Genomic DNA, 19,120 nt, shown 5'->3' on the forward strand with positions numbered 1-19,120 from the left:
GGCAGATTGCGTTTGTGCCCTTCTGGATGGCACTGAGCGAAAGCCATTTTCTTCAGGGAGACACCTATGAAATTTCGTGTGTCGGCGATTGCGCTGGCAACCACACTGTTGGCGGGCTGCGCCAGTTCAGGAGACACGCAGGGGCGTTCAGATCCACTGGAAGGATTTAACCGCACCATGTACAACTTCAACTTTAATGTCCTGGACCCGTATGTTGTGCGTCCTGTTGCGGTGGCATGGCGTGATTATGTGCCGCAGCCCGCGCGTAACGGCCTGAGCAATTTCACCAGCAACCTTGAAGAACCGGCCATCATGGTGAACTACTTCCTGCAGGGCGATCCCTATCAGGGTATGGTTCACTTTACACGCTTCTTCCTCAACACCTTGCTGGGTATGGGTGGCCTGATGGATGTTGCAGGGATGTCGAACCCGAAACTGCAGCGCGTTGAACCGCACCGTTTTGGCAGCACGCTGGGGCATTATGGCGTTGGCTACGGGCCGTACATGCAGTTGCCATTCTACGGCAGCTTTACGCTTCGTGAAGATGGCGGCGACATGGCGGATACGCTCTATCCGGTGCTGTCCTGGCTGACCTGGCCGCTGTCGGTTGGTAAATGGACGGTGGAAGGTATTGAAACCCGCGCGCAGTTGCTCGATTCCGACGGTCTGCTGCGTCAGTCTTCCGACCCTTACATCATGGTGCGTGAAGCCTACTTCCAGCGTCATGACTTTATCGCCAACGGCGGTAAGCTCAAACCGCAGGAAAACCCGAACGCCCAGGCGATTCAGGGTGACCTCAAAGATATCGACTCCGAATAAACGAAAAAAGGTGAGCGCGAAGCTCACCTTTTTTATGCCTGCAATAAATCAGAACGCGTAGTTAAAGTTCGCGCCGTACAGCCACGCACGACCTTCTGATGTGAATTTGTACGGTCCTTCCTGGAAGCTCACTTTCTGACCGTGCATATAAGACACGCCGACGTCCACAGACGCATCTTTGTTAAACGCATAAGTGGTACCTGCGCTCAGCCAGAAACGGTCCTGGTCCGGAATGGAGATAGAACGTTTGTCGGCCGGAACCGGGCTGTCATCAAAGGCGATACCGGTACGGAAGGTCCAGTTATCGTCCATATAGTAGGTAGTACCCAGCGCGATACGGTAAGAGTCTTTAAAGCTTTCGTCTTTATAGAACAGAGTCTGACCGTTGCTGTTTGTCGCTTTCAGCTCCTGGAACTGGCTCCAACTGGTATAGGCCATGCTGTAGTGAATAGCCCATTGCGGCGCAACGCGGTTATAGCCTGAGATTTCCCACATTTCCGGCAGGTTGAGGGTCAGAGAACCGCCAGTGGTGCTGCCATTGGTGCCCATTGGCAGGCCGAAGTTGCCGAGGATCTGGTTATAGGCCGAAGGCAGACTGCTCTTGTAATCGCCATCAAAGTCGACTTTCACCTCAGAACGGTAGGTTAAGCCGTAACGGTTGTTTTTATCGAGTTCATAAAGGATACCGGCGTTCCAGCCGAAGCCCCACTCATCACCTTTCAGATAAGCTATCTGAGTATTTGCCGGGATACCTGCAACCTGCTGTGCAAGGCCTGGGATCGGTGGTAACGCGCCTGAACCAGCAACGACTTTGCCCAGGTCACCTGCGTAGCGCTCGATCTTCGCTTTGGCATACACCGCATCAAAGCCCAGACCGAAACTCCAGTGATTATTCAGACGATAAGCACCGCTCAGGTTCAGGTTCAGGGTTTCCAGATCTGTTTTGCCCGCGTATGCGCCTGCGGCATAACTGTTATTAAACTCGGTTGCCAGACCGTAATTAGAGGTAACCGACGCGCCCCAGCCAAACTGATCATTAATTGGCGCGACGAAGTGCATGTTAGGAACCCATGCTGTTGGCGCAATATTTTTCGAATCGAGGCTGGCACCTGTCGGTGACGTGCCTGAAATATCAACACCTGGGTCAACGAAAATAGCACCAGCGGAGAACGTCGGACGGTCAAACATCATGATCAGCGCCGGGTTGCGGCTGACGTTGCCTGCATCATCTGCAATAGCGCCTTCGCCGGAATAGGCGCGGCCAAGACCAGAAGAAGAAAACTCGTTGAGCTGGAAGCCTGCGGACCAGGCCTGGGTGGAGACGATTGCCACTGCAACTGCGAGTGCAGATTTGGTAAACAGGTTTTTATGGCTCATGACCAAAACCTCATCCGGTTATTTTTATTTAAACTATGTTACGTGGTGTAACAGGAGCGCGAAGTGTAGGGTCTGCGGTACTTCAGAGAAATCAGACCAGTGGCGAGAGTATAGGTCGGACCAGAGTAAATGTTGCAAGCTTGTATATAAAATTTTTCAATTGTGATCTTCGAAACGGGATCTGCGTGGCAAAATTACGGCCAGCGTTGCTAATGATAATGGGTGGTTTTTGTTCTGGATCATTTTTAAGTGTGATTTCGGTCACTTAGGGCGCTTCCTCAAATTATCAACTGGAGACACGTTATTGAGGGGGGTAAAATGTGCACAACGTTTATTTGGCACCTTGGGTGCGAATTCAGAGGAAATCACAATGAGTAAATGCAGTGCTGATGAAACCCCGGTTTGCTGCTGTATGGATGTTGGTACCATCATGGACAACTCCGATTGCACCGCCTCGTATAGCCGTGTGTTCACAAACCGCACCGATGCAGAAGAGACGCTGGCTGCGCTGACGGCGCGCGCACGTGGCGTAGAGTCAGATCCTTGCCAGATCACCTCAACGTTCACTGAGGTTGATGGCGGCGTGCGTCTGGATATCGATTTTGTTTTTGCTTGCGAAGCGGAAACCCTGATTTTCCAGTTGGGTCTGCGTTAATCTTCCTGCCTGCGCTCCTGCACCTGCGGGAGCGTTTTTTCAATCATCTCTGTGTTTTACCTCCCACTTTTTTCTTTCCCCCATTGGCTAAATGTAAATAATTAGTTAAGACTGTTATCAGGTCCGACCACTAGTGCATCATGCTGTTAACAGGGGAGTGTTATGAGTCAGGCATTACCGCTTGTCACCCGTCAGGGCGACCGCATCGCCATTGTCAGTGGATTACGTACGCCATTTGCCCGTCAGGCAACGGTTTTCCACGGTGTCCCGGCTATCGATCTCGGCAAAATGGTGGTGGGCGAACTCCTTGCCCGTAGCGAAATCCCGCCGGAAATCATTGAGCAACTGGTCTTTGGCCAGGTGGTGCAAATGCCGGAAGCGCCGAATATCGCGCGAGAAATCGTGCTGGGAACGGGCATGAGTGTGCATACCGATGCCTACAGCGTCAGCCGCGCCTGTGCCACCAGTTTTCAGGCGGTGGCAAACGTTGCCGAAAGCCTGATGGCGGGGACGATTCGTGCAGGTATCGCGGGTGGTGCTGACTCCTCATCAGTGTTGCCAATCGGCGTGAGCAAAAAACTGGCTCGCGTGCTGGTTGATGCCAACAAAGCGCGCAGCACAGGGCAAAAATTAAAACTCTTCTCCCGTTTACGGCTGCGTGATTTACTGCCGGTGCCGCCTGCGGTAGCTGAATATTCTACCGGTTTACGCATGGGCGATACCGCAGAGCAGATGGCGAAAACCTATGGCATCACGCGTCAAGAGCAGGATGCGCTGGCCCACCGTTCTCACCAGTTTGCGGCGCAGGCCTGGGCTGAAGGAAAGCTGGCAGATGAAGTGATGACCGCCTATGCGCCACCTTTTCGCGATCCGATAACCCAGGACAATAATGTACGGCAAAATTCCAGCCTCGCGGATTACGCCAAACTGCGTCCGGCCTTTGATCGTCGACACGGCACTGTGACCGCGGCGAACAGTACTCCCCTTACCGACGGCGCGGCAGCGGTGATCCTGATGACCGAATCGCGGGCGAAAGAGCTGGGTTTGCAGCCTCTGGGATACCTGCGAAGCTATGCATTCACCGCCATTGACGTGCAGCAGGACATGCTGCTGGGACCCGCCTGGGCGACGCCGCTGGCACTCGACAGAGCAGGGCTGACGATGGCGGATTTAACCTTACTGGATATGCACGAAGCTTTTGCCTCGCAAACCCTGACCAACCTGAAACTGATGGCCAGCGAGCGTTTTGCCCGCGATGTGTTGGGCCGGTCGCAGGCAACGGGTGAGGTGGATGACAGCAAATTCAACGTGCTGGGGGGCTCAATTGCTTACGGGCATCCGTTTGCGGCAACCGGCGCGCGAATGATCACCCAAACCTTGCATGAACTGCGCAGACGCGGCGGCGGATTTGGTCTGGTCACCGCCTGTGCCGCAGGCGGGCTTGGCGCAGCTATGGTTCTGGAGGCCGAATAATGGACATGACCTCAGCATTTACCCTCGTTGTACGCCCGGACAATGTTGCCGTTGTCAGTATTGATGTTCCCGGCGAAAAGATGAACACGCTAAAGGCGGAGTTTGGCAGTCAGGTACGCGCCATCCTTAAACAAATTCGCGAAAACAAACAGATTCGCGGCGTGGTGTTCATTTCCGCAAAACCGGATAATTTTATCGCCGGGGCGGATATCAACATGATCGATCGCTGCAAAACGGCCAAAGAGGCCGAAGATCTGGCGCGCCAGGGGCAGCAGATCATGGCCGAGATCCACGCACTGTCGATCCCGGTGATCGCCGCCATTCATGGCCCATGCCTTGGCGGCGGTCTGGAACTGGCATTAGCCTGCCATCGCCGAATTTGTACAGATGATGTGAAGACGGTTCTGGGGCTGCCCGAAGTGCAGCTTGGTCTGCTGCCTGGTTCCGGTGGCACCCAGCGACTGCCGCGTCTGGTCGGAGTAAGCACTGCACTGGATATGATCCTGACCGGTAAGCAACTGCGCGCGCGCCAGGCGTTAAAAGCCGGGCTGGTTGATGATGTCGTGCCGGTGTCCATTTTGCTGGATGCTGCCACAGAGCTTGCCGCGCAGGGCCGTCCTGCCAGCCGCAGCCTGCCGGTACGTGAACGTCTGTTGGCCGGGCCGCTGGTTCGCGCGCTGTTATTCCGCATGGTCGCGAAAAAAACCGAGCAAAAAACCCAGGGTAACTACCCCGCGACGACCCGTATTCTGAATGTTATCGAAACGGGCTTAAGCCAGGGCAGTAGCAGTGGTTATGACGCTGAGGCACGCGCGTTTGGTCAACTGGCAATGACCCCGCAATCGCAGGCGCTGCGGCATATTTTCTTTGCCAGCACTGAGGTGAAAAAAGACCCCGGCAGCCCGGTTGCCGCCGGTCCGCTGCGCTCCGTTGGTGTTCTCGGCGGTGGGTTAATGGGCGGTGGAATCGCCTACGTGACGGCAGTGAAGGGTAATCTCCCGGTTCGCATAAAAGATATTAATCCGAAAGGCATTAACCACGCGCTGAAATATAGCTGGGAACAGCTTGATAAAAAGGTGCGTCGCCGCCATCTCAAATCTGCTGAGCGTGATGCGCAAATGGCGCGCATTTCCGGTACGACGGACTACAGCGGTTTTTCCCATCGGGATGTGGTGATAGAGGCCGTATTCGAAGATTTGACTCTTAAGCAACAGATGGTGGCGGAGATTGAAGCGCAGTGTGCGCCGCAGACCATTTTTGCCTCCAATACGTCGTCATTGCCGATCGGTGATATTGCGGCCAGGGCTGCACGTCCTGGGAATATTATCGGATTACATTTTTTTAGCCCGGTTGAGAAGATGCCATTGGTGGAAGTCATTCCCCATGCCGGTACCGACGAACAAACTATTTCAACAGTGGTGAAACTGGCTAAGAAGCAGGGCAAAACGCCGATCGTCGTGGCGGACAAAGCGGGTTTTTACGTGAACCGCATTCTGGCGCCTTATATGAGCGAAGCGATGCGGCTCCTGAGCGAAGGGGAACGTATCGAGAATATCGATAAGGCGCTGGTAAAATTTGGCTTTCCTGTCGGCCCAATCCAACTTTTGGATGAAGTGGGCATCGACACCGGGACTAAAATTATCCCTGTACTGGAGGCCGCTTACGGTGATCGTTTTAGTGCCCCTGCAAGCGTCGTTTCTGCAATATTGAATGACGATCGCAAAGGCAGAAAAAATGAGCGCGGTTTCTATCTTTACGGTAAGAAAGGGCGTAAAAGCAACAAACAGCCTGACCCGGCAATTTACCCGCTTGTGGGGGCATCTGGCACAGGCAAATTATCGGCAGAACAGATTGCCGAACGATGCGTCATGATGATGCTTAACGAGGCCGCACGCTGTTTCGCCGAGAAGGTGATTCGCAGCCCGCGCGATGGTGATATTGGCGCGGTGTTTGGCATCGGTTTTCCGCCTTTCCTGGGCGGCCCGTTCCGCTATATGGATACCCTTGGCGCGGGTGATATTGTCGCAACTCTGCAGCGCCTGGCTTCGCTTTATGGGGAACGTTTTGCACCTTGTCAGCTTTTGTTACAAATGGCTGAGCAGGGCGAAAAGTTTTGGGACAAGCAGGAAACTGATTTTGTAAGTTAAGGTCAAAAAAGGGTAAATCCGGCGTTGAATGAAGCGGAAATGGTTATTTTGTAAACAGTCATTGACTATACTTACGCCATTGAGGTAAAAAACAGCGTTTCATTCATCGAATGGATCAGGCACAATGCCCGGCCATTGATATTTCCTGTCGTAATGGAACTGTTCACGCGGGGAGTGTTAATGCTTCTGGTTAACAAAAGCGGTGCAATATGCAAGTTTTTATCATGCGTCACGGCGATGCAGCCCTCGATGCAGCCAGCGACTCAGTTCGTCCCTTAACCCCTTGTGGTTGTGATGAATCTCGTCAGATGGCAACCTGGCTGAAAGGTCAAAAAGTGGATGTCGAACGTGTTCTGGTCAGCCCGTTTCTTCGTGCTGAACAGACGCTAAACGAGGTAGGTGGATGCATGAACCTGCCAGACAACGTGGATGTCCTGCCCGAACTGACCCCTTGTGGTGATGTTGGCCTGGTCAGCGCCTATCTCCAGGCGCTGGCAAATGAAGGTACTTCCTCTGTGCTGGTGATTTCTCACCTGCCGTTGGTGGGGTATCTGGTGTCCGAGCTTTGCCCGGGTGAAACACCGCCAATGTTCACTACTTCCGCGATTGCCAGCGTGACGCTGGATGAGAGCGGTAAAGGTGTTTACAACTGGCAAATGAGTCCCTGCAACCTGAGAATGCCAAAAGCAATCTGATTCGCCGGACCGTGAAAAAAAGCCGCACTTGTGCGGCTTTTTACGTTTCTGCGCGTCCGTTGCGTTCAGGGAAGCTCAGGCGGCTGCCACTCTTCGACTTCAATCAACACCAGTATTGCCGCATCTCCACCGTACTCTTTGGGGGCCTGGTGAAACGCCATAACATGCGGATGTTGTGCCAGCCAGAGCGGTGTCTGCTGCTTGAGAATATGTTTACCGTGCCCGTGCATGACGCAGGCACAAAAAACGTGTTCGCGTCGGCAGGCGGCGATCAGCGCCCCCAGCTCCTGTTTGGCCTGTAGCTGCGTTAAGCCGTGCAGGTCGAGAAACAGATCCGGGGAATAGTCACCGCGGCGGATCTTCTTTAGTTCAAAATGGCTGACATCGTCGCGCACATACTTCACCGGCCCTTCGGTGTTCAGCAATGGCTGAAATTCATCAGAGAAATAGTGGCTGTTATCAGCCTGCTCCGACAACAGGCGCTTCACCGGGACTTCACTGATTTTTTTCCGTGTCGGGCGGTGGACTACCGTATCCTGCTTTATTTGACGCGTGCCGGTCATTAATTGTCGGAACAGCGTCTGCTCCTCCTCGCTAAGCGATGGTTTCTTTTTCATCTGCGCATCTCATCTTTTATTTCTTTTAGTGTACCCGACTCGCTCCCTGCTGTTCAGCAAAATGCATTTTTAGGCCGCGACGCGAAGCGACAATGCTGATTTATCGCCGTCTTCATGGCAAACTAGCCGCCGAATTTCTTGCGAGCGTGTCCTGGAGGATAAGATGGATAAAATTTTCGTTGATGAGGCAGTAAGTGAACTGCATACCATTCAGGACATGTTGCGCTGGTCGGTAAGCCGATTTAGCGCGGCAAACATCTGGTACGGCCACGGCACCGATAACCCGTGGGATGAAGCCGTACAACTGGTGTTGCCTACCCTTTACCTGCCGCTGGATATCCCGGAAGAGATGCGCAATGCGCGGCTGACCTCCAGCGAGCGTCACCGTATCGTTGAGCGAGTCATTCGTCGCGTCAATGAACGTATCCCGGTTGCCTACCTCACCAATAAAGCCTGGTTCTGCGGCCACGAGTTTTACGTTGATGAACGCGTGCTGGTGCCGCGTTCACCGATTGGTGAGCTGATCAATAACCACTTTGCCGGGCTTATCGACGCACAGCCGCAGCACATTCTGGATATGTGTACCGGCAGCGGCTGTATCGCCATTGCCTGCGCTTACGCCTTCCCGGAAGCGGAAGTGGACGCGGTAGACATCTCCCCGGATGCGCTGGCGGTAACAGAACACAACATTGAAGACCACGGCCTGATTCATCACGTCACGCCGATTCGTTCCGACCTGTTCCGCGACCTGCCGAAAGTGCAGTACGACCTGATTGTGACCAACCCGCCGTACGTTGATGAAGAGGATATGTCTGATCTGCCGTCAGAATATCGCCATGAGCCGGAACTCGGGCTGGCGTCTGGTAGCGATGGCCTGAAACTGACGCGTCGCATTCTGGCTTGCGCCCCTGATTACCTCACCGACAATGGTGTGCTGATTTGTGAAGTGGGCAACAGCATGGTACATCTGATGGAACAATATCCGGATGTTCCGTTCACCTGGCTTGAATTTGATAATGGCGGTGACGGTGTCTTCATGCTGACCAAAGCGCAGTTGCTGGCCGCGCAGGAACATTTCAGCATCTATAAAGATTAAAACGCTAACAACATAACGACGACAACGGAGCCGTAATGGCAGGAAACACTATTGGACAACTCTTTCGCGTAACGACCTTCGGCGAATCGCACGGCATTGCGCTGGGCTGCATCGTCGATGGCGTACCGCCGGGCATTCCACTGACCGAAGCCGACCTCCAGCATGACCTGGACCGACGCCGCCCCGGCACCTCGCGCTATACCACCCAACGCCGCGAACCGGATCAGGTAAAAATTCTCTCCGGCGTGTTTGAGGGCGTGACCACCGGCACCAGCATCGGCCTGCTGATTGAAAATACCGATCAGCGCTCTCAGGATTACAGCGCAATCAAAGACGTCTTCCGTCCGGGCCACGCTGATTACACGTACGAGCAGAAATATGGCCTGCGCGACTATCGTGGCGGTGGCCGTTCCTCGGCGCGTGAAACCGCAATGCGTGTGGCGGCAGGGGCGATAGCCAAGAAATTCCTCGCCCATAAATTCGGCATCGTGATCCGTGGCTGTCTGACCCAGATGGGCGACATTCCGCTGGCGATGAAAGACTGGGATCAGGTTGAACAAAATCCGTTCTTCTGCCCGGACCCGGACAAAATCGACGCGCTGGACGAACTGATGCGTGGGCTCAAAAAAGAGGGCGACTCCATCGGGGCGAAAGTCACCGTTGTGGCGGACGGCGTTCCGGCAGGCCTCGGTGAGCCGGTCTTTGATCGTCTGGATGCCGATATCGCCCATGCGATGATGAGCATCAACGCGGTTAAAGGCGTGGAGATTGGCGACGGTTTTGGCGTGGTCAACCTGCGCGGCAGCCAGAATCGCGATGAAATTACGAAAGACGGTTTTCAGAGCAACCACGCGGGCGGCATTCTGGGCGGTATCAGCAGTGGGCAGCAAATCGTTACCCATATCGCGCTGAAACCGACCTCAAGCATTACCGTTTCGGGACGTACGATTAATCGCTTTGGCGAAGAAGTAGAGATGATTACCAAAGGGCGTCACGACCCGTGTGTCGGTATTCGTGCGGTGCCGATCGCCGAAGCGATGCTGGCCATTGTGCTGATGGACCATTTTATGCGTCAGCGCGCGCAGAATGGCGATGTGACGACCACTATTCCTCGCTGGTAAACAATGAAACGAATTGCAATTGCGCTACTGGCGTTTTTCGCAACGCTGACCTGCCAGGCGGCAACGCCCTGGCAGAAAATTACCCATCCGGTTGCGGGCACACCGCAATCGATCGGTGCTTTCTCGAATGGCTGTATTGTTGGCGCGCATGAACTGCCGCTGCAATCCGATAGCTACCAGGTCATGCGTACCGATCAGCGACGCTACTTTGGTCATCCGGACCTGATTCTGTTTATTCAGCGTCTGGGTAATCAGGTACATAACCTGGGGCTGGGAACGGTGCTGGTGGGGGATATGGGCATGCCAGCCGGCGGGCGCTTTAACGGCGGTCACGCCAGCCACCAGACGGGGCTGGATGTGGACATTTTCCTGCAACTGCCGAAAGCACGCTGGAGCTCCGCGCAATTGTTAAAACCGCAGGCGCTGGATTTGGTTTCCAGCGATGGCAAGCAGGTGGTGTCGTCATTATGGAAACCCGAAATTACCAGCCTGATTAAGCTGGCGGCGAAGGATAACGACGTCACGCGCATTTTCGTCAACCCGGCCATTAAGCAGCAGTTATGTCTGGATGCTGGTATAGACCGCGACTGGCTGCGGAAAGTGCGTCCCTGGTTCCAGCATCGCGCGCATATGCATGTCCGTTTGCGCTGCCCGGCAGATAGCCTTGAGTGCCAGGATCAGCCTTTGCCGCCGGATGGCGACGGCTGTGGCGCGGAATTGCAAAGCTGGTTCAAACCGGCCAAACCTTCTACGACTCCTGAGAAGACGACACCACCGCCGCTGCCTGCTTCCTGTCAGGCATTACTGGATGAGCACGTATTGTAATGGATGCATTTCAAGAGATATTTATGGTGTCGCCACTGCTTCTGGTGGTGCTTTTTGTGGTCGCCACGCTGGCGGGATTCATTGATGCGTTAGCTGGCGGCGGCGGTTTACTGACCGTACCTGCATTACTGGCCGCCGGGATGACCCCGGCGCAGGCGCTGGCCACCAATAAACTGCAGGCCTGCGGTGGCTCCATCTCTTCCACGCTCTATTTTTTGCGCCGTAAAGTGGTGAGTCTGGCCGATCAGAAACTCAATATTCTGATGACCTTTATTGGTTCAACGTCGGGTGCGCTGCTGGTTCAGCATGTTCAGTCTGATATTTTGCGCCAGATTTTGCCGGTTCTTATCATCTGTATTGGTCTCTACTTTTTGTTGATGCCAAAACTGGGTGAAGAGGACCGTCAACGTCGGCTGCATGGCCTGCCTTTCGCGCTGGTTGCGGGCGGTTGCGTGGGTTTCTATGACGGCTTTTTTGGCCCGGGTGCCGGGTCATTTTATGCGCTGGCGTTTGTCACGCTGGCCGGTTTTAACCTCGCCAAATCCACCGCGCACGCCAAGGTGCTTAATGCCACCTCTAATATCGGCGGGCTGTTGCTGTTTATCATTGGCGGCAAGGTGATCTGGGCAACGGGCTTCGTGATGCTGGCAGGCCAGTTCCTGGGGGCGCGTCTGGGCTCACGTCTGGTGCTCAGCAAAGGGCAAAAACTCATTCGTCCGATGATTGTTATCGTCTCGGCAGTAATGAGCGCAAAATTACTTTATGACAGCCATGGGCAGGAGATCCTCCAGTTTCTGGGGGTGAGTGCATGAACACCACAACACATCACTACGAACAATTAATTACCCTTTTTGACGGCTGCTTTGCCGACGATTTTAATACCCGTCTGATTAAAGGCGACGACGAACCGATCTATCTTCCTGCTGATGAAGAAGTGCCTTATAACCGGATCGTCTTCGCTCACGGGTTCTATGCCAGCGCGTTGCATGAGATCTCCCACTGGTGTATCGCCGGGAAAGCCCGTCGCGAGCTGGTGGATTTTGGTTACTGGTACTGCCCGGATGGGCGTGATGCGGTGACCCAGTGTCAATTTGAAGACGTAGAGGTTAAACCGCAGGCTTTTGACTGGTTGTTCTGCGTGGCGGCGGGTTATCCGTTTAACGTCAGTTGTGACAACCTGGAAGGGGATTTTGAACCGGATCGCGTTGTATTCCAGCGCCGCGTGCATGCGCAGGTAATGGAGTATCTCGACAAAGGGATCCCGGAACGTCCGGCGCGTTTTATTAAAGCGCTGCAAGATTACTACCACACGCCTGAGCTAAAGGCGGAACACTTCCCCTGGCCGGAAGATTTATAACTGAGGAAAGAAGATGATCGCAGAATTTGAATCGCGCATTCTGGCGTTAATTGATGACATGGTAGAGCACGCCAGTGACGATGAGCTGTTTGCTGGCGGTTATCTGCGTGGGCATCTGACGCTGGCGGTAGCGGAACTGGAAGCGGGGGAGGATCATTCATCCGCAGCGCTGCACGCTCGGGTGTCGGCGAGCCTGGAAAAAGCCATTCAGGCGGGTGAGTTGTCTCCACCGGATCAGGCGCTGGTGATGGGGATGTGGGACACGCTGTTCCAGAAGGCACAGGCACAGTAAGCAAACTCGCTCGTAGCCCCGCTAAGCGTAGCGCCAGCGGGGAATATTCCCGATGCAGCATGGGTGCGTGAGTTTCCCATTACCCTAACCCTCAAGGTAGAGCAGACAGATTTAGCAGGTTTTTCTCCCTCTCCCCGAGGGAGAGGACCGGGGTGAGTGCATCAGCCTGCACTCACTTAACCTGCTTCCCCTTCAACAATTTTCTCACCCACAGGCGATTAGGATTCAGCGCGGCCAGCGTTTCACCATCCAGCGGCAATGGCTCCTGACTCATCTGCGAGGCCAGAATCTCCGCCGCCAGCGGCGCACTGCATAATCCGCGTGAACCGAGCGCGCCAAGCATAAACAACCCGTCATAAACCGGTGCGCTCACCGCATCCGTTCTCTCTTCTGCAAGATGAGCATACGCATTCAGTGTCGCGGCGTAATCCGCCACATTACCCACTAACGGCAAATGATCCCGGGTTGCACAGCGCACACCGCAGCGCGCTTCACCGCCGCCGACATCAACGTCTTTCGCCCACTGTGCCTGTGGGAAGCAGTTCAACAAACGCTGGCGGTTTTGCTGCTGATCCTCCTCGCTATAAGCGGTCTCCTCCTGCCCACGGTGGTAGCTTGCGCCAATACAGTGATGCTGATTGTGCGGGTTTTGCGGTGTCAGATAACCGTCATAGCAGAGTACCTGACGCAGTTTGCCCAGTTTCGCCGTCGTGGGGATATGGCTGACCTGCCCGCCAACCGGGTAAACCGGCAGTTTTTCGGTCTGGGCGAAATGGCTAATGTGATGCCCGTTCGCCAGCACGACACAGGCGTGAGCACGCTGGCTGCCATCGGCAAACTCCAGCCGCCATTCGCCATCCTGCTGAATCAGGCTTGTCACCGGGTGGTCGAAGTGCACGCATAATCCCTGACGCTGTGCTAATGCCAATGCCGTCGCCGTCAATTGTGCCGGACACAGCCAGCCGCCAGCCGGATAATGAATACCGCCGCATCCGGTCTCTACGCCCGCCATTTGCGCGACCGCTTCGGCGCTGACCGCATGGGCAATGGCATCCGGCAGGTCCAGCGTCAGCATCTGGCTAATTTTTTGCTGACTTTTCTCGTCGTACCCCAGTTGGGTGACCCCGCACCAGTCATGATCGAAATTGACGGGCAGGGCGTCATACAGTCGACGGGCGAAGGTAAACGCGGCAGGGAAAAAGTGGGCCAGCGCCGGGTCATGTGCACTGAGCAGCGGATACAGCGCGCCTTGCCGATTGCCGGATGCCCCCTGTGCCGGTTCGCCATCGGCGCAGTAGAGCGTCACCTGCCAGCCGCGACGCAACAAGGCCAGCGATAGCAGCGCACTGGCGATACCGCCGCCGACAATCGCAACGGCCCGTTTTTCCGTGCCAGTGCGGGCAAACCACGGCGCACGCAGCACCGGCAGGGTGGCGCTTTCCATTACCCCGGTGAGCATTTCCCGCTTGCGGCCAAACCCTTTGCTTTTGCGCATAGTGAAGCCTGCGTCCTGCAACCCACGACGAACGAAACCAGCGGAGGTGAACGTGGCCAGCGTCGCGCCGGGACGCGCCAGTCTCGCCATCGCGTTAAACAGGCCCTGTGTCCACATGTCCGGGTTTTTCGCCGGTGCAAAGCCGTCGAGAAACCAGGCATCAACCTGCTGTTGTAGTGAATCATCTAAGGTTTCGGTCAGTTCATTGATATCGCCAAACCAGACATCCAGCGTCACGCGCCCGCCGTCCAGTAACAGGCGATGGCAACCGGCAAAGGGCAGCGGCCACTGCTGCTGTAACTGCTCTGCCCAGGGAGTCAGTTCCGGCCAGTGCTGATGCGCCAGACGCAGATCGTCTTTCGTTAAGGGGAATTTTTCGAAACTGATGAAATGTAATCTTTCCAGGGTAGCCTGGGGACTGGCGCGGCGAAAGGCATCGAACGCCTGCCAAAGGGTCAGGAAGTTGAGCCCGGTACCAAAACCGCTTTCCGCGACAACAAACAGCGGGCGGGGATGTCCGACGAAGCGCTCTGGTATACCGTTGCCGCCAAGGAAAACATAACGGGTCTCTTCGAGTCCGTTATCGTTAGAGAAATAGACGTCATCAAAATCTCGGGAAACAGGTGTACCCTCAGCGTTGAATTCGAGGTTGGCAGATTGTATAGCGGTTTGTTTCACGTAAGTTACTCGTCGGACAGGCAGTGCCATGATCTTAACGATGTGCGCCCCAGGGCGCAAATTTACCCATTAATTGTCTGATCGGACTTGTTCGGCGTACAACTGTACGCTATCTTGCGACACGAAAACTTAAATTAGTGCGACTTACAGGGGTATTGAATGAAACGTGCAGTGATTACTGGCCTGGGCATCGTTTCCAGCATCGGTAATAACCAGCAGGAAGTCCTGGCCTCTCTGCGTGAAGGACGCTCAGGGATCACTTTCTCTCAGGAATTCAAAGATTCCGGAATGCGCAGCCACGTATGGGGTAACGTCAAACTGGATACAACCGGTTTGATTGACCGTAAAGTGGTTCGTTTCATGAACGATGCCTCTATCTATGCTTTTCTCTCCATGCAAGAAGCTATTGCGGATGCTGGCCTGAGCGCAGAGGTGTATCAGAACAACCCGCGTGTTGGCCTGATTGCCGGTTCCGGCGGCTCTTCAAAAGCGCAGGTCTTCGGTGCGGATGCAATGCGTAGCCCGCGCGGTCTGAAAGCAGTGGGACCGTATGTCGTGACCAAAGCAATGGGCTCTGCGGTTTCCGCGTGCCTCGCAACGCCGTTTAAAATTCACGGTGTGAACTACTCCATCAGCTCCGCCTGTGCCACTTCCGCACACTGCATCGGTAACGCGGTTGAGCAGATCCAACTGGGCAAACAGGACATCGTTTTTGCTGGCGGCGGCGAAGAGCTGGGCTGGGAAATGGCCTGTGAGTTCGACGCCATGGGCGCGCTGTCGACCAAATACAACGAAACCCCGGAAAAAGCGTCCCGTACCTATGACGCCCACCGTGATGGTTTCATCATCGCAGGCGGCGGCGGTATGGTTGTGGTTGAAGAGCTGGAACATGCGCTGGCACGTGGTGCGCACATCTATGCTGAAATCGTGGGCTATGGCGCAACGTCTGATGGCGCTGACATGGTTGCGCCGTCAGGTGAAGGTGCGGTGCGCTGCATGAAGATGGCAATGCACGGTGTTGATACCCCGATCGACTACCTGAACTCCCACGGTACGTCTACACCGGTCGGTGATGTGAAAGAACTGGGTGCGATTCGCGAAGTGTTCGGCGACAACAGCCCGGCTATCTCTGCGACCAAAGCCATGACCGGTCACTCTCTGGGTGCGGCTGGCGTGCAGGAAGCAATCTACTCACTGCTGATGCTGGAGCACGGCTTTATCGCCCCGAGCATCAATATCGACGAGATGGATGAGCAGGCTGCTGGCCTGAACATCGTCACCAAACCGACTGACGCGACGTTGAATACCGTCATGTCTAACAGCTTCGGTTTCGGCGGTACTAACGCCACGCTGGTGATGCGTAAGCTCAAGTAAGTCTCTGAATTTACAAAAGGGAGCCAACGAGCTCCCTTTTTTACGCGGTTTTTTATGCATTGACAAGCCGCTGGATGGGCAGGCAAACTTCACCCGCAACATTATCCCCCTGATAATGCGTAAGCGTTTAACGTTATCCAACGCACCTTAATCCTGAACATCAGGTGGAGGGGGCGTGGCTTTTTTCCTCGCCTTACTCTGCGGTACGGAGTAATGCATGTCTGTAGAGACTCAAACACTTTCTTCCTCATCCGGCACGGGCACGAATGCGTTGCTGCGGCTGGTGATTGCCGTTTTTTTGACCTATATGACCATCGGGTTACCGTTGCCCGTCATCCCGCTCTTTGTGCACAACGAACTCGGTTACGGCAATACCATGGTGGGCATCGCCGTCGGCATCCAGTTTCTGGCGACCGTCCTGACGCGAGGCTATGCCGGGCGTCTGGCCGATCAGTTTGGCGCAAAGCGCTCGGCGCTGCAGGGGATGTTGGCCTGCGGGCTGGCTGGCGTCGCCTGGTTGCTGGCGGCCTGGCTACCGGTAAGCGCACTGGCAAAATTCGGCTTGCTGATTGCCGGGCGTTTAATTCTGGGCTTTGGTGAAAGCCAGTTGCTCACAGGAACACTCGCCTGGGGAATGGGGCTGGTGGGGCCTAAACGCTCGGGCAAAGTGATGTCCTGGAACGGTATGGCAATTTACGGTGCGCTGGCCGTTGGTGCGCCGCTCGGTCTGCTCATTCACAGTCGTTTTGGTTTTGCCACCCTGGCGGCGATCACGATGGTTTTACCGCTGCTGGCGTGGGCATTTAATGGCGGCGTACAGAAAACGCCTGCTCATTCGGGGGAACGTCCCTCCCTGTGGGGCGTTGTCGGTCAAATCTGGCAGCCGGGCCTTGGCCTTGCGCTACAGGGTGTTGGTTTCGCGGTTATTGGTACCTTCGTTTCGCTCTACTTTGCCAGTAACGGCTGGGCAATGGCCGGGTTTACGCTGACGGCATTTGGCGGTGCCTTTGTTCTGATGCGTCTGCTGTTTGGCTGGATGCCGGATCGCTTTGGCGGCGTGCGGGTGGCAACTGTTTCGTTGATGGTGGAAACGGTGGGCCTGTTATTGCTCTGGCAGGCGCCGAACGCCTGGGTGGCGATGGCCGGTGCGGCATTGACCGGCTGTGGCTGTTCGTTGATTTTCCCGGCGTTGGGTGTTGAAGTGGTGAAACGCGTTGCCCCGCAGGTTCGCGGTACTGCACTGGGCGGGTATGCGGCATTTCAGGACATCGCTAACGGTATCAGCGGGCCACTTACCGGCCTGCTGGCGACCTCGCTGGGTTACCCGTCGGTATTCCTGGCCGCAGCAATTGCGGCGGTAACTGGCATTGTGGTGACGCTGATTTCATTTCGAAAATAATCGTCTTTTCCGGCCTTCATGATGAGGGCCGGAAATAATAAAAGCGCGACCTCTCATAATTGTGAATACTATTTTTATTGTCAGAAAATAATTAAAAATACGCGCCAGACCACAGAAAAAACATATTGTTTTATTGGTGTAACATGTTCCACTCATATAATTTTATGCAATATTCTCAGGCAGTTATATTGCTGCTATAGTCGGGCTATCTTCGTACGTAAGTTATTCTTTTACTACTTTTTAGAGAAAGGAGAGACGTATGCCTGGGTTTAAAACAGATTTTCTGTGGGGTGGCGCGGTGGCGGCGCATCAGCTTGAAGGCGGCTGGCAGGAAGGCGGTAAAGGCGTCAGTGTCGCTGATGTGATGACCGCCGGGGCGCACGGCGTTCCGCGCGAAATTACCGATGGCGTCTTGCCGGGAAAAAACTACCCAAACCATGATGCCATCGACTTTTATCACCGCTATAAAGATGACATCAAACTCTTTGCGGAAATGGGGTTTAAATGTTTCCGTACGTCAATTGCCTGGACGCGTATTTTCCCGAAAGGTGATGAATTAGAACCAAATGAAGCCGGCCTGCAGTTTTATGACGATCTCTTCGATGAATGTCTGAAATACAATATTGAACCGGTCATTACCCTCTCGCATTTCGAAATGCCTTATTACCTGGTCACTGAATACGGTGGCTGGCGTAACCGTAAGCTTATTGATTTCTTTGTGCGCTTCGCCAAAACGGTATTTACCCGCTACAAAGGCAAAGTGAAATACTGGATGACGTTTAACGAAATCAACAACCAGGCCAATTACCACGAAGATTTCGCGCCGTTTACCAACTCGGGCCTTAAATACAAAGAAGGTGAGGATCGTGAGCCGGTAATGTACCAGGCGGCACACTATGAGCTTGTCGCCAGTGCGATGGCGGTGGAAGCCGGGCATGCGATTAACCCTGATTTCCAGATTGGCTGCATGATTGCCATGTGCCCGGTCTATCCGCTCACCTGTAACCCGGACGACATGATGATGTCCGTCTCGGCGATGCACCGCCGTTACTGGTTTACCGATGTGCACGTTCGCGGTTATTACCCGCGCCACCTGCTAAATTACTTCGCCCGTAAAGGCTTTAAGCTTGATATTACTGACGAAGATTTGCACATCCTGAAACGGGGCTGTGTGGATTATATCGGCTTTAGCTATTACATGTCGTTTGCCACCAAAGCCACTGCGGATAACCCGCAACTGGACTATGACGAAACGAAGAGTCTGGTGAAAAACCCGTATGTGAAAGCATCGGACTGGGGATGGCAGATCGATCCGGTGGGGCTGCGTTATTCACTGAACTATTTCTACGATCTTTATCAACTGCCGCTGTTTATCGTGGAGAACGGCTTCGGCGCTATCGATCAGAAAGAAAGTGACGGCTCGGTAAACGATCAGTACCGCATCGAATACCTGCAAAGCCACCTGCGCGAAATGAAAAAGGCGGTGGTGGAAGATGGTGTGGATCTGATGGGTTACACCCCGTGGGGCTGTATTGACCTGGTTTCTGCGGGTACGGGCGAAATGAAAAAACGCTACGGCTTTATCTATGTCGATAAAGATAACGAAGGCAACGGGACACTTGAACGCAGCCGTAAGAAATCGTTCTGGTGGTACCAGCAGACAATTAAAAGTAACGGCGAAAACCTTTAACGACTATCCC

General features: G+C 54.5%; 17 protein-coding genes. 14 read left to right on the top strand and 3 right to left on the bottom strand.

Annotated features, from left to right (window positions below):
* The first annotated feature begins 66 nt into the window (after nucleotides 1–66).
* On the top strand, nucleotides 67–819 hold the full coding sequence (gene mlaA, locus ACS0RQ_RS07815) for a phospholipid-binding lipoprotein MlaA (protein ID WP_039079826.1): 753 nt from the start codon (nucleotides 67–69) through the stop codon (nucleotides 817–819).
* A 48-nt stretch (nucleotides 820–867) separates the two neighbouring features.
* Here the strand turns inward: mlaA and fadL are convergent, their stop codons facing one another.
* Nucleotides 868–2,196 carry a long-chain fatty acid transporter FadL gene (gene fadL, locus ACS0RQ_RS07820; RefSeq protein WP_271850096.1) on the bottom strand — a complete coding sequence of 443 codons (1,329 nt, stop codon included), beginning with the start codon at nucleotides 2,194–2,196 and terminating at the stop codon, nucleotides 868–870.
* A 370-nt stretch (nucleotides 2,197–2,566) separates the two neighbouring features.
* Between fadL and ACS0RQ_RS07825 the strand changes: the two genes are divergently transcribed.
* The 4 genes from ACS0RQ_RS07825 (at nucleotide 2,567) to sixA (ending at nucleotide 7,166) form a co-directional block, all read left to right on the top strand.
* Nucleotides 2,567–2,851, top strand: coding sequence for a YfcZ/YiiS family protein (locus ACS0RQ_RS07825; protein WP_039079828.1), 285 nt, complete (start codon nucleotides 2,567–2,569; stop codon nucleotides 2,849–2,851).
* A gap of 162 nt (nucleotides 2,852–3,013) precedes the next feature.
* Nucleotides 3,014–4,324, top strand: coding sequence for an acetyl-CoA C-acyltransferase FadI (fadI, locus tag ACS0RQ_RS07830; protein WP_071196191.1), 1,311 nt, complete (start codon nucleotides 3,014–3,016; stop codon nucleotides 4,322–4,324).
* Nucleotides 4,324–6,471 (top strand): fatty acid oxidation complex subunit alpha FadJ, encoded by a 2,148-nt coding sequence (fadJ, locus tag ACS0RQ_RS07835; protein WP_039079830.1) that lies wholly within the window; start codon nucleotides 4,324–4,326, stop codon nucleotides 6,469–6,471. Before fadI ends, fadJ begins: the two co-directional genes overlap by 1 nt.
* Nucleotides 6,472–6,680: 209 nt before the next feature.
* Nucleotides 6,681–7,166: a phosphohistidine phosphatase SixA gene (sixA, locus tag ACS0RQ_RS07840; protein WP_271850097.1), complete on the top strand. Its 486-nt coding sequence runs from the start codon at nucleotides 6,681–6,683 to the stop codon at nucleotides 7,164–7,166.
* Nucleotides 7,167–7,231: 65 nt separating this feature from the next.
* Here sixA and smrB read toward each other — a convergent pair whose 3' ends face one another.
* Complete coding sequence (gene smrB / locus ACS0RQ_RS07845) at nucleotides 7,232–7,783, bottom strand: endonuclease SmrB (RefSeq protein ID WP_039079832.1); 552 nt, start codon at nucleotides 7,781–7,783, stop codon at nucleotides 7,232–7,234.
* A 163-nt stretch (nucleotides 7,784–7,946) separates the two neighbouring features.
* Between smrB and prmB the strand changes: the two genes are divergently transcribed.
* The 6 genes from prmB to ACS0RQ_RS07875 are packed head-to-tail and all read left to right on the top strand — an operon-like array spanning nucleotide 7,947 to nucleotide 12,474.
* Entirely contained in the window at nucleotides 7,947–8,879 is a 933-nt protein-coding gene (gene prmB / locus ACS0RQ_RS07850; RefSeq protein ID WP_039079833.1) for a 50S ribosomal protein L3 N(5)-glutamine methyltransferase, read from the top strand.
* Nucleotides 8,880–8,914: 35 nt separating this feature from the next.
* On the top strand, nucleotides 8,915–10,000 hold the full coding sequence (gene aroC / locus ACS0RQ_RS07855) for a chorismate synthase (protein WP_271850098.1): 1,086 nt from the start codon (nucleotides 8,915–8,917) through the stop codon (nucleotides 9,998–10,000).
* A 3-nt stretch (nucleotides 10,001–10,003) separates the two neighbouring features.
* Nucleotides 10,004–10,825 carry a penicillin-insensitive murein endopeptidase gene (mepA, locus tag ACS0RQ_RS07860; RefSeq protein WP_271850099.1) on the top strand — a complete coding sequence of 274 codons (822 nt, stop codon included), beginning with the start codon at nucleotides 10,004–10,006 and terminating at the stop codon, nucleotides 10,823–10,825.
* Nucleotides 10,825–11,637, top strand: coding sequence for a sulfite exporter TauE/SafE family protein (locus ACS0RQ_RS07865; RefSeq protein ID WP_271850100.1), 813 nt, complete (start codon nucleotides 10,825–10,827; stop codon nucleotides 11,635–11,637). Before mepA ends, ACS0RQ_RS07865 begins: the two co-directional genes overlap by 1 nt.
* Nucleotides 11,634–12,182 carry an elongation factor P hydroxylase gene (locus tag ACS0RQ_RS07870; RefSeq protein WP_271850101.1) on the top strand — a complete coding sequence of 183 codons (549 nt, stop codon included), beginning with the start codon at nucleotides 11,634–11,636 and terminating at the stop codon, nucleotides 12,180–12,182. The genes ACS0RQ_RS07865 and ACS0RQ_RS07870 overlap by 4 nt, the downstream gene beginning before the upstream one ends.
* A 13-nt stretch (nucleotides 12,183–12,195) precedes the next feature.
* A complete protein-coding gene (locus ACS0RQ_RS07875) occupies nucleotides 12,196–12,474 on the top strand; it encodes a YfcL family protein (RefSeq protein ID WP_039079838.1) in 279 nt (92 codons plus the stop codon).
* A gap of 172 nt (nucleotides 12,475–12,646) precedes the next feature.
* On the opposite strand, the gene mnmC is transcribed toward ACS0RQ_RS07875, so the two are convergent.
* On the bottom strand, nucleotides 12,647–14,647 hold the full coding sequence (gene mnmC / locus ACS0RQ_RS07880; protein ID WP_271850102.1) for a bifunctional tRNA (5-methylaminomethyl-2-thiouridine)(34)-methyltransferase MnmC2/FAD-dependent 5-carboxymethylaminomethyl-2-thiouridine(34) oxidoreductase MnmC1: 2,001 nt from the start codon (nucleotides 14,645–14,647) through the stop codon (nucleotides 12,647–12,649).
* Between the two features lie 159 nt (nucleotides 14,648–14,806).
* Between mnmC and fabB the strand changes: the two genes are divergently transcribed.
* The 3 genes from fabB to ACS0RQ_RS07895 all read left to right on the top strand — a co-directional run bounded on the left by fabB (nucleotide 14,807) and on the right by ACS0RQ_RS07895 (nucleotide 19,110).
* A complete protein-coding gene (gene fabB / locus ACS0RQ_RS07885; protein WP_039079840.1) occupies nucleotides 14,807–16,021 on the top strand; it encodes a beta-ketoacyl-ACP synthase I in 1,215 nt (404 codons plus the stop codon).
* A 217-nt stretch (nucleotides 16,022–16,238) separates the two neighbouring features.
* On the top strand, nucleotides 16,239–17,420 hold the full coding sequence (locus ACS0RQ_RS07890; RefSeq protein WP_271850103.1) for an MFS transporter: 1,182 nt from the start codon (nucleotides 16,239–16,241) through the stop codon (nucleotides 17,418–17,420).
* 259 nt (nucleotides 17,421–17,679) lie between these two features.
* A complete protein-coding gene (locus tag ACS0RQ_RS07895; protein WP_271850104.1) occupies nucleotides 17,680–19,110 on the top strand; it encodes a 6-phospho-beta-glucosidase in 1,431 nt (476 codons plus the stop codon).
* Nucleotides 19,111–19,120: the final 10 nt, after the last annotated feature.

The organism is Phytobacter diazotrophicus, from assembly GCF_052061655.1.
In the GTDB taxonomy this organism is placed as follows: Bacteria; Pseudomonadota; Gammaproteobacteria; order Enterobacterales; family Enterobacteriaceae; genus Phytobacter; species Phytobacter diazotrophicus.

Bases quoted from the DNA above. Each gene is read 5' to 3' on its own strand.
- smrB (WP_039079832.1), bottom strand. From the start codon at position 7,783: ATGAAAAAGAAACCATCGCTTAGCGAGGAGGAGCAGACGCTGTTCCGA.
- fadJ (WP_039079830.1), top strand. From the start codon at position 4,324: ATGGACATGACCTCAGCATTTACCCTCGTTGTACGCCCGGACAATGTT.
- fadI (WP_071196191.1), top strand. From the start codon at position 3,014: ATGAGTCAGGCATTACCGCTTGTCACCCGTCAGGGCGACCGCATCGCC.
- ACS0RQ_RS07895 (WP_271850104.1), top strand. From the start codon at position 17,680: ATGCCTGGGTTTAAAACAGATTTTCTGTGGGGTGGCGCGGTGGCGGCG.
- ACS0RQ_RS07875 (WP_039079838.1), top strand. From the start codon at position 12,196: ATGATCGCAGAATTTGAATCGCGCATTCTGGCGTTAATTGATGACATG.
- ACS0RQ_RS07865 (WP_271850100.1), top strand. From the start codon at position 10,825: ATGGATGCATTTCAAGAGATATTTATGGTGTCGCCACTGCTTCTGGTG.
- prmB (WP_039079833.1), top strand. From the start codon at position 7,947: ATGGATAAAATTTTCGTTGATGAGGCAGTAAGTGAACTGCATACCATT.
- mepA (WP_271850099.1), top strand. From the start codon at position 10,004: ATGAAACGAATTGCAATTGCGCTACTGGCGTTTTTCGCAACGCTGACC.
- ACS0RQ_RS07825 (WP_039079828.1), top strand. From the start codon at position 2,567: ATGAGTAAATGCAGTGCTGATGAAACCCCGGTTTGCTGCTGTATGGAT.
- ACS0RQ_RS07890 (WP_271850103.1), top strand. From the start codon at position 16,239: ATGTCTGTAGAGACTCAAACACTTTCTTCCTCATCCGGCACGGGCACG.
- fabB (WP_039079840.1), top strand. From the start codon at position 14,807: ATGAAACGTGCAGTGATTACTGGCCTGGGCATCGTTTCCAGCATCGGT.
- ACS0RQ_RS07870 (WP_271850101.1), top strand. From the start codon at position 11,634: ATGAACACCACAACACATCACTACGAACAATTAATTACCCTTTTTGAC.
- aroC (WP_271850098.1), top strand. From the start codon at position 8,915: ATGGCAGGAAACACTATTGGACAACTCTTTCGCGTAACGACCTTCGGC.
- fadL (WP_271850096.1), bottom strand. From the start codon at position 2,196: ATGAGCCATAAAAACCTGTTTACCAAATCTGCACTCGCAGTTGCAGTG.
- sixA (WP_271850097.1), top strand. From the start codon at position 6,681: ATGCAAGTTTTTATCATGCGTCACGGCGATGCAGCCCTCGATGCAGCC.
- mlaA (WP_039079826.1), top strand. From the start codon at position 67: ATGAAATTTCGTGTGTCGGCGATTGCGCTGGCAACCACACTGTTGGCG.